This window comes from Brachybacterium sp. Marseille-Q7125, assembly GCF_023062615.1.
GTDB lineage: Bacteria > Actinomycetota > Actinomycetes > Actinomycetales > Dermabacteraceae > Brachybacterium.
Window position 1 is genome coordinate 1 of sequence record NZ_JALLAL010000073.1, and the last position, 9,123, is coordinate 9,123.

The 9,123-nt window shown below is 73.0% G+C and carries 7 protein-coding genes; 4 read left to right on the forward strand and 3 right to left on the reverse strand.

What is annotated here, in order from left to right; genetic code table 11:
• The first annotated feature begins 110 nt into the window (after positions 1–110).
• From MU407_RS12985 to MU407_RS13000, 4 genes are all read left to right on the forward strand, one after another.
• Positions 111–815: an HAD family phosphatase gene (locus MU407_RS12985; protein WP_102234778.1), complete on the forward strand. Its 705-nt coding sequence runs from the start codon at positions 111–113 to the stop codon at positions 813–815.
• Positions 812–1,495: an HAD family phosphatase gene (locus tag MU407_RS12990; protein ID WP_246958123.1), complete on the forward strand. Its 684-nt coding sequence runs from the start codon at positions 812–814 to the stop codon at positions 1,493–1,495. The genes MU407_RS12985 and MU407_RS12990 overlap by 4 nt, the downstream gene beginning before the upstream one ends.
• Before the next feature lie 65 nt (positions 1,496–1,560).
• Positions 1,561–3,768, forward strand: a complete 2,208-nt coding sequence (locus tag MU407_RS12995; RefSeq protein ID WP_246958125.1) for a thioredoxin-like domain-containing protein — start codon at positions 1,561–1,563, stop codon at positions 3,766–3,768.
• A 192-nt stretch (positions 3,769–3,960) separates the two neighbouring features.
• Complete coding sequence (locus MU407_RS13000; protein ID WP_146007670.1) at positions 3,961–6,567, forward strand: sodium/proton-translocating pyrophosphatase; 2,607 nt, start codon at positions 3,961–3,963, stop codon at positions 6,565–6,567.
• A gap of 6 nt (positions 6,568–6,573) precedes the next feature.
• Here the strand turns inward: MU407_RS13000 and MU407_RS13005 are convergent, their stop codons facing one another.
• From MU407_RS13005 to MU407_RS13015, 3 genes are all read right to left on the reverse strand, one after another.
• A complete protein-coding gene (locus tag MU407_RS13005) occupies positions 6,574–7,149 on the reverse strand; it encodes a TetR/AcrR family transcriptional regulator (RefSeq protein WP_246958127.1) in 576 nt (191 codons plus the stop codon).
• A gap of 258 nt (positions 7,150–7,407) precedes the next feature.
• Positions 7,408–7,650, reverse strand: a complete 243-nt coding sequence (locus MU407_RS13010; RefSeq protein ID WP_102234774.1) for a hypothetical protein — start codon at positions 7,648–7,650, stop codon at positions 7,408–7,410.
• A 276-nt stretch (positions 7,651–7,926) separates the two neighbouring features.
• The gene (locus MU407_RS13015; protein WP_246958129.1) at positions 7,927–8,865 is read right to left on the reverse strand and encodes an NAD(P)/FAD-dependent oxidoreductase; all 939 of its coding nucleotides are present in this window, start codon (positions 8,863–8,865) and stop codon (positions 7,927–7,929) included.
• Positions 8,866–9,123 lie beyond the last annotated feature (258 nt).

The window sequence follows — 9,123 nt, forward strand, 5'->3', positions numbered from 1 at the left end:
CCCATATGCTCATGTTTGTTTTGAAGGCGTCCGGCCCCCCCACGGCTCTGCGAACGGCGCATCGCCGGCAGCGTCAGAGGTGTATAAGAGGCGGGGACACGCTGGGCCGCATGAACTCCTCGACCTCGTCGCTGCCCGCCTCGCCCCTGGACACCTGGCCGCCGCGTTGGGCCCCGTCGGCCGTGGTGTTCGACTGCGACGGCCTGCTGGTGGACACCGAGGGCCAGTGGGTGCAGCTGCAGAACGAGTATCTGGCCGCGCACGGCGTCACGCTGCACCCCACCACCCGCAAGGAGATCACCGGCCGGGATGCGGAGACAGTGGTGCGCACCATCGCCGAGGCCGTGGACAAGGACCCACTGCTGGTGGGGGAGGAGCTGCTGGCCGCGCACCGCAAGCATGTGGGCGAGGAGCTCACACCGCTGCCGGGAGCGCTCGAGACGCTGCGCGCCATCGCGGCGAAGCGCCCGATCGCCGTGGCGTCGAACTCGGCGCGCGAGATGCTGGATGCGAAGCTCGCGGGGCTCGAGATCACTGACCTGGTCGATGCGTCGATTGCGATCGAGGATGTCGAGCATCCCAAGCCCGCTGGGGACATGTATGTGGCCGGGGCGCGGGCGCTCGGCGCGGAGCCGGCGGACTGCCTGGCCTTCGAGGATTCGGAGACCGGGGCGCAGGCCGCACTCGCCGCGGGCACGCAGCTGATTGCGGTGCCGTCGATCCCCGGGCAGGAGCCGCGCGCCCCGCGCCGCCTGGAGTCCCTGGCCGATCCGGTGCTCGCCGAGTGGATCGCCTCCTGGGACGTGGCCCGATGACGGGCGCGCGCATCCCCGAGCGTTTCGCCGCGGTCTTCGGGGACTGGACCCCGCAGGCTGTTGTGTTCGACTGCGATGGGCTGCTGCTGGACACCGAGTCGGTGTGGCAGCAGACGCAGGATGCCGTGGTCGAGCAGCTCCAGGCGCACCTGGATGAGGCCGATGAGGACGTCCTCCACGGCAGCACCCTCGAGGATGCTGCCGACCTGATCGCCAAGCGCGCGAAGCGCCCGGTCGACGAGGTCCACCAGATGCTGCTGGAGAACTTCGAGCAGCGCCTCGCCGCAGGTGTGCACCCGATGCCGGGTGCGCCGGAGATCGTCGCGGCCGCGGGGGCGAAGCTCCCGCTGGGCTGCGCGTCGAACTCGTGGATGGAGGCGCTCGAGGAGAAGCTGACCGCCGGCGGGCTGCGCGAGCACTTCACCGTGCTGAAGGCGTCGGACAGTGTGGAGCACCCCAAGCCCGCCCCGGACATGTATGTCGCCGCCGCCCGGGAGCTCGGCGCCGATCCCGGGCACATGCTCGCCTTTGAGGACTCCGGCACCGGCGCGCGTGCGGCCCGCGACGGTGGCCTGCGGCTGATCGCCGTGCCCGCCCCCGGCTATGACGCACCGCCCGCGGACCTGGCACTGACTTCGCTCGAGGACCCCGAGCTGCAGGAGTGGATCGCCAGCTGGTGAGAGAAGGGGCCTGATCCCCGCCCCGCTGGTTGGCCTTCCCGCCCCGCACGGAGGACACTTGGCCTATGACGTCTCGCTCCGATTCCACCTCGCCCACCCCTGCCCCGGCGGACCGCGCCCCGGCGCCGGAGCTGCGCGGCCGCAGCTGGCTGAACACGGGCGGCGCCGAGCTGGATCTCGCGGCGCTGCGCGGCAAGATCGTGCTGCTGGACTTCTGGACGTTCTGCTGCGTGAACTGCCTGCATGTGCTGGATGAGCTGCGGCCGCTGGAGGAGAAGTACGCCCAGGAGCTCGTGGTCATCGGCGTGCATTCCCCGAAGTTCGAGTTCGAGAAGGACCCCGAGGCGCTGCAGGCGAACATCGAGCGCTACGAGGTCACCCACCCCGTGATCGACGACCCGGAGCTCGCGACCTGGACCGCATACGGCGCGCGCGCCTGGCCCACCCTCATGGTCCTGGACACGCACGGCCGGATCGCCGGGAACCTCTCCGGGGAGGGTCATGCCCAGAACCTCGATGCCCTCATCGGCCGCCTCATCACGGAGGGGGAGGCCGATGGGTCCCTGCGCCGCGGCCCCGCGCCGACGGTCCTCGCGGAGCGTCCCGAGCAGACGCTGCGCTTCCCCTCGAAGCTCGCACTGCTGCCCGATGGCCGCCTCGTGGTCTCCGATCCGGGCCAGCATCGCCTGGTGATCTTCCAGTCCGACGGGCAGACGGTCGGTGAGGTGATCGGCACTGGCGAGCGCGGTCACGCCGACGGGGAAGCAGCATCCGCGCAGTTCGCGGAACCGAACGGGGTGCTGCCGCTGCCGGAGGACGTCGCCGAGCAGGTGGGATATGACCTGCTGGTGGCCGACACCGCGAACCACCTGCTGCGCGGCGTGAAGCTGGGCCGCGACCGCCTGCTGCGCTCTCGCACCGCGAGCGCGGTGACGACGGTCGCGGGCTCGGGCGCGCAGTGGATGCAGGGAGATGAGCTGCCGCGCGGCGAGGGTGACCCGCTTTCCTTCGCGCTGTCCACGCCGTGGGATCTGGCCTGGTCGCATGTGCTGGGCCGCGCCGTGATCACGATGGCCGGCATCCACCAGATGTGGACCTTTGACCCGGTGACGGGGACGCTGCTGGTCCTCGCCGGCACCACCCAGGAGGGCCTGGTGGACGGCCCGGTGGTGGGTTCATGGTGGGCGCAGCCTTCGGGCGTGGATGAGCTGCCCGACGGCCGCCTGGTCATCGCGGATTCGGAGACTTCTGCGGTGCGGATCCTGGATCCGCGCACGATGCGGGTGAGCACAGCGGTGGGCGTGGGCCTGTTCGACTTCGGGCACGTCGATGGCCCGGCTCATCGCGCCCGCCTGCAGCATCCGCTCGGGGTGACGGCCCTGCCCGATGGCCGCATCGCCGTGGCGGACACCTACAACGGCGCCATCCGCATCGTGGACCTCGGCGAGACGGGGGCGACGGCTGCGGAGAGCACGCAGACGCAGCCCACACCGCAGATCCAGCCCATTGCGGCGATCACCGGGCTCAGCGGCCTGGGTGGGGCCAGTGGTGGGACCGGTGGAGCGAGTGGCCAGCAAGCGGGGACCGATGGGGCCGCGGCCGCCGGATCGCGTGCAGAAGGACAGAGCGCCGCTGGACAGGCTGCCGCAGGACAGGGCGCCGACGGACCGAGCGCCACTGGATCGGGCGCCGCTGGACAGGGCGCCGACGCGAACCTGGCCGACGCGGGCCCGTTCCCCGCGGCGAGCGTCATCACCGTCGCGACGGACCTCAAGGAACCCTCGGATGCGATCGTCGGCCCGCCGGTGGACGGCATCGGCCAGCTCGTCGTGGTCGAATCCGGCAGCCACAAGGTCACGTGGGTGCCGGTGGCGAAGGCCGCCGAGCGGATGATCGACGAGGGGCAGCAGCGCTCCGAGCGGCCCGTCACCGAGGTGGGGCCGGGCCAGTTGCGCATCCGCGTGCTGTTCACCCCGCCGCAGGGCCACAAGCTCGATGACTCCATGGGCCCCTCCACCCAGGTGAGCATCACGACCACCCCGTCGGCCCTGGTCGCCGAGGGCGGCGGGACGGATACGGCGCTCGAGCGCACGGTCCAGCTGGATCCCGCGTACAGCGAGGGGGTGCTGCACGTGAATGCGCGCGCAGCCTCGTGCGATGCGGACCCGGCGGTGGAGTTCCCGGCCTGCCATATGCATCAGCAGGACTGGGGGGTGCCGATCCGCGTGGTCGACGGCGCGCCCACCGAGCTGGACCTCTCGCTGCTGGACTGACGGGGCCGACGGGGCAGGCTGGCGCCGCGCCGGCCCGCGTCGCCCGCCCCGCGCCCCGCCGCGCCCTCTGTGACCCGGTTGTGGCCTGAACGGTTGCCCGCCGGGGCCGGGGATGCTCTACCGTGCAGGGTGGACCGCCCTCGGGCGGTGGTTCTGCTCGCGCCTGCGAGCCCCGACGTCGGAAGCTGACCCGTGGACCTGATCACCCAATTCCCGCTGGGCGATGACATCGCCTGGATCCTGCTGACCCTGGGCGTGCTCGCGATCGCCGCACTGGTGGTCGGGGCGGTGCTGCCGCGCCGCCTGCAGCGCGACGAGGACCACGCCGAGGTGGACGCTGACCTGGGGAAGCGCCTGGGCGCACAGATCTCCTCGGCGGCGCAGGTGATCGGGATCGTGGGCCTGCCGCTGGCGGCGCTGCTGCTGCTGGCCCCCGGCAGCACCGATGACCGCCTGCTGCGCGCCGGCATGCTGATCGTCGGCCTCGCGCTGGGGCCGCTCGCTGCCTGGCGGGGGCTCGCCGTGCAGATCGCGGCGCTGGGCATCGCCGCGGAGAGTCGACCCGCCTTGGTCTCCCGCCTGGGCGCCCTCACGGTGACGGGGGCGCTGGGCCTGGCGATCCTGCCGGTCGTCATCGTGGTGTGGTTCCTGCAGACCACCGCAGCCCCGGCGCTTGTGGCGCTCGGCGCCGGCGCAGCGATCGCGGCACTCGCTCTACGGGCCTGCCAGGCACCGGTGCAGGCCGCGGCGTCGTCGTCGGCGCTGCTGGTGGGCTCGGATGAGCATGACCTGGATGCGGATGATCCGACGAACCTGGGCGGCCCGCACCTGCGCTCGGTGCGGATGCTGGGCCACGGCGGGCTGCTGAGCGCCGACCTCGTCGCGATCACCACCGCGGGGGCGGGCCTGGGCCTGCTGCTGGGCGTGCCGGTCCTCGCCGCGGAGGGCATCGTCGTGGTGCTGCTCGCGCTCGGCATCGCCCTGCTCGCCGCGGGGATCGCCGCTGTGATCCCGCATGTGGGCAAGCCCGGTCGGGAGCGTGCGGGCCTGCAGCTCGGTGGTCTGCTGTCCGCCGTGCTCGCCGCTGCCGGCGTGGTGGCCGCCGCCTCCCTGTGGGTGCCCGGAAAGTACGCGGACCTGCGCTTCGAAGATGTGGGGATGGCGAACTTCACCGACCCTGCGATTACCGGCGGGCAGCCGACGCCCCGTGAGCAGCTCGAGCCGCAGATCGAGCAGGCGCTGGCGGATATCGGCAGGTTCGTCTCCTCCACCGATGACTCCCAGTACGCCTCCGCGTTCCTGGACACGCTCGCGCTGTACTCCATCACCCCGAACGTCGTGGTCGCTGCGGCCCTGGGGATCGGTGCTCTCGTGGCGCTCGGCGCGATCTGGCTGCTGGGCCGCCTGGGGGAGCGCCAGGGGCCGACGGTGCTGCGCACCGCCCGCACCTCCCGCACCGGCGGCGCGCTGGGCATCACCGCGGGCCTGGGTTCTACGGCCCTGACCGCCGCCGGAGTGCTCGCCGCCGCGACCCTGGGCCTGCTGGTGATCAGCGTGCTCTCCGCCGGAGTGCCGGCGCTGGCGCTCGCGATGCTGGCGCTCGCGGGGCTCGGCGCGCTCGTGGTGGTCGCCGCGCACGCCGGCTCCCTGCTGGCCCCCACCCTGCTGGACCGCCGCGACATCGACGATGCCGTGCGCAGCTCCACGTCGGGCCTGGAGACCGGGCCGCGTGGCGCCCTGCTGCTGGCCGGGACGCTCCTGGGCCTGGCGGCGCTGGGCCCGGTGATCAGCTCCCTGCAGCTCGCGCCGCGCGCCGGCACCGTGTGGGAGGACCGCGCCCTGCATGCCGTGACACCGCTGTCCCTCACGCTGCTGGGCGGGATCGCCCTCGGCGTGGTCGCAACGCTGCTGGTGACCTCCACGCTGCTGGATGCGGCCCGGCGCCTGGGTGCCTCCGCGGTGGTGGAGACCCGCGCCTGCCTGCTCGAGGGCCGCGACCGCGCCGAACTGCCCGAGCTCGCGGAGGCGACCCGCCGCGCCGTGCTGCCCGCTGTGGTGATCGCGGTGCTCGGCCCGATCGTCGCGGCCTTCGGCCTCGGGCCGGCCGCCCTGCCCGGCTACCTCGGCGCCGTCGTGGTGGTCGCCGCGGGCCTGGGCCTGTGGACACTCGCGAGCGGCACCGCCCTGCAGTCCGCCGCGGATCTCATCGCCGACGGGCGCTACGGCGGCCGCGGCTCCTGGGGCCACTCCGGCGCTATCGGTGGCACCGTGCTGACCACGATCCTGCGCAGCGCCGTCGGTGCGGTCGCTCTGCCGCTCACGCTTGTGACCGCACTGATTGCCGCGCTCGGGATCAGCACCGTGGTGGGTATGAACACCGACGGTACCAGCGTCTACCTGCGCTGGGGCGTGGCCGTCGTCGCGATCCTGCTGGCCCTGATCGCCTGGGTCGTCGCCGCCACCGCGCCAGAGGTGGATCTTGAGGACGAGGTCGCCGAGACGTCCAAGCCGCTGTTCGGCCGCGCCGACGAGGAGGCTGGCGGCACGGAGACGCTGGATGCGATGAACTGGGAGTCCGACGAGGAGCGTGACATCCAGGAGGTTGAGGTCAAGGCGCCGCGGCGCCGCGGCGGCGCGGGGAAGGCCGGGACGTCGGGGGCCGGGTCGGGCGATGGCGTGAAGTCCGGGGCGGGCACTGGTGCGAAGTCCGGGACCGACGCTACGAAGGCTGGGTCTGGTGCCGCGAAGTCCGGTTCGCGCGCGAAGGGCAAGAAAAAGCCCCTCCGCCCCCGCCGCTGAGCCCGCTCAGGCTTTCGCCCCGAGGCCGCGCAGGACGAATGCTTCGAGGGCGGCGCGGTCGTAGCGCTTGGCGGAGGAGCCCACGAGCAGCCCGTTGATGATCCGCACGGTCGCGGGCACGTCGAGGTCGGCCCGGAAGTCCCCGGCGGCCACGCCTGCGGTGACGATGTCGATCAGCACCTTCTCGATGAGGATGACGTGCTCGCGCATCCGCGCGGCGGTCTCCGGCGTGAGGGTGGCGCGGCTCGCGGTCTCGGGGACGTGGAACGTGACGGTGAGGTCCAGCTGCGTGCGGATGTAGGCGATCACGGCGTCGCGCGGGGTCGCCGAGTCGCTCACCCCGGCTTTGAGCTGCGCGATGTAGTCGGTGGTCTCGTGGATCGCGTACTCGACCAGCAGCGTCTCGCGGTCGGGGAAGTGGTTGTACATCGCGGTGCGACCCACCCCGGCCGCCGTCGCGATCTTCGAGAACGTGATGGTCTCGAACTCCTGGGACTCCAGCAGCTCGCCGAGCGCGGCGAAGATCTTCTCGCGCGTGCGCTCGCGATGTTCCTCGAGGGAGCCTCCGATGATCTTGGGCATGCGCACAGTCTCGCACTTTCAGACACTGTGACAGAACCCGATGGTCCCGGCCTGTGACGTGCATTCCTGTGACCCCCACCGCGCCCCGCGGCACCTCCTCCACGCCAAGACAGCTACGTTATCGTGGGAATCAGGCCCCTATTTCCACGAGAACGCAGCCGTCTGCGCACAGACGAGCGGGGCTCGCGCTGCGCCGCGCTCCCGGCGCCCCAGTGCCCCAGCGCCCCAGCGCCCCAGCGCCCCAGCGCCCCAGCGCCCTCACTCCTCCCCAGCCCACCGCCGCGTCACGGGCTCGGCGCGGAACACTTCGCGGCCGCGGTGGATCGACAGCAGCACGGTGGGGTGCAGCCGCACCACGTCCCGGTCGCTGGCCGCATCGAGGACCAGCAGGTTTGCGGGCCCACCCTCGACCAGCGAGTTCTCGGCCTCGACGCCCAGGTGCCGCGAGGGGTTCGTCTGGATGTGGTCCAGCGCCGTGTCCAGGTAGTCCGCGCTGAGCATGTGCGCCACGTGCAGCCCGGCGTCGAGGTTCCGCTGCCCGGTGTGTCGGCAGTACGCGGGGCCGACGGGGTCGTGTCCGACGGGTCGGCGTCCGACGGGGAGGCGTCCGACGCGCTCTCTTCCCGCGCAGCTGCTGGCGTGATCGCTTCGATGGTGCGGCCCACGCGCAGGTCCCACAGGCCCTCGCGCCCGCGCAGAGTTCTACGTTTTCGTGGAAATGGGGCCTGAGTTTCCACGTAAACGCAGCCGTCTATGCGGGGTGTGGTGGGGCGGGGCTCAGTGCGCGGCGGCGGTGAGGTCCTCGTGGGCGAGGGTGCCGTGGATCGCGGGGCCGGCCATAGCTCCAGCCCCCACGCACATCGGCACATTCGCTGGCGGCAACACCACGTTCCCGGCCGCCCAGATTCGCGGGTGGCTCGTGCGGCCCTGCTGGTCCACCGCCAGCAGGCTCCCCATCGGCGACTCGGCGCGCGCCAGCTCGAGCCCCGCCACGCAGTCCTCGTTCGGTCGGGCAGCGGGCAACAGGAACAGCGCCGCGAGCTCCACCTCGGCGCCATCGGCCGTGCGCACCCCGCGCAGCTGCGGCGCCTCGCCCAGCAGCTCTGTGATCGGCGCATCCACCACGCGCACGCCGGCCGCTTCCAGCTGCTGGCGTTCCCCCTCGGTCGGGGCGTGCTCCCCGTCGGCGAACAGCGTGATGGGTCCGGCGATGCTGCGCAGCATCTCCACCTGATGCGTCGCGAACGGCGAGGTGGCGAGCACTCCCACCGGCTGATCCCGCACCTCCCAGCCGTGGCAGAACGGACAGTGCGCCACCGTCGTGCCCCAGCGCTCCGCGAGGCCCGGAATGTCGGGCAGGGCGTCGCTCACGCCCGTGGCCAGGAGGAATGCGCGGGCGTGCACCGTCGGGCCTTCCGCGGTGTGGATTGTGAGGCCCGGGCCGCTCGCGGCATCGGTCACCTCCGCCACGTGCCCGTCGATGAACTCCACCCCGAAGGACGCGGCCTCGCGTCGGCCCCGCTCCAGCAACTCCGCGGGCGGCACGTTCTCCAGGCCCAGCACCCCGTGCATGTGGGCGGCGGACTGATTGCGCGGCGCTCCGTCGTCGATCACCAGCACCCGGCGCCGGGCCCGGCCCAGCAGCAGCGCCGCGCTCAGCCCCGCCGCACCACCCCCGGCGATGACCGCATCATAGCTATCGATAACGATTCGCATGTAGGTGACGCTAGTGGGGTGTGGGTGGGGCGTCAATGTGGGGCGGGGCCGGGGCGACCCGCCCCGCCCCCCCCCCGCACGGCCCGCCCCCGGGGCGGGGCCCCGCCGCCCCCCCCGCCGGCCCCCCCCCGCCGCGCCCCCGGGCCGGCCCGGCGCCGCCGGGCCTCCGCCCGGCGCGGCCCCCCCCCCCCCCCCCCCCCCGCCGCACCGGCCCCGCCCCCCGCGCCCCCGCGCCCCCGCCGCCGCCCCCCGCCGGCG

Coding starts and splice junctions, on each gene's coding strand:
- MU407_RS13005 (WP_246958127.1), bottom strand. CDS start 7,149: ATGCCCAAGATCATCGGAGGCTCCCTCGAGGAACATCGCGAGCGCACG.
- MU407_RS12985 (WP_102234778.1), top strand. CDS start 111: ATGAACTCCTCGACCTCGTCGCTGCCCGCCTCGCCCCTGGACACCTGG.
- MU407_RS12990 (WP_246958123.1), top strand. CDS start 812: ATGACGGGCGCGCGCATCCCCGAGCGTTTCGCCGCGGTCTTCGGGGAC.
- MU407_RS12995 (WP_246958125.1), top strand. CDS start 1,561: ATGACGTCTCGCTCCGATTCCACCTCGCCCACCCCTGCCCCGGCGGAC.
- MU407_RS13010 (WP_102234774.1), bottom strand. CDS start 7,650: ATGCTCAGCGCGGACTACCTGGACACGGCGCTGGACCACATCCAGACG.
- MU407_RS13015 (WP_246958129.1), bottom strand. CDS start 8,865: ATGCGAATCGTTATCGATAGCTATGATGCGGTCATCGCCGGGGGTGGT.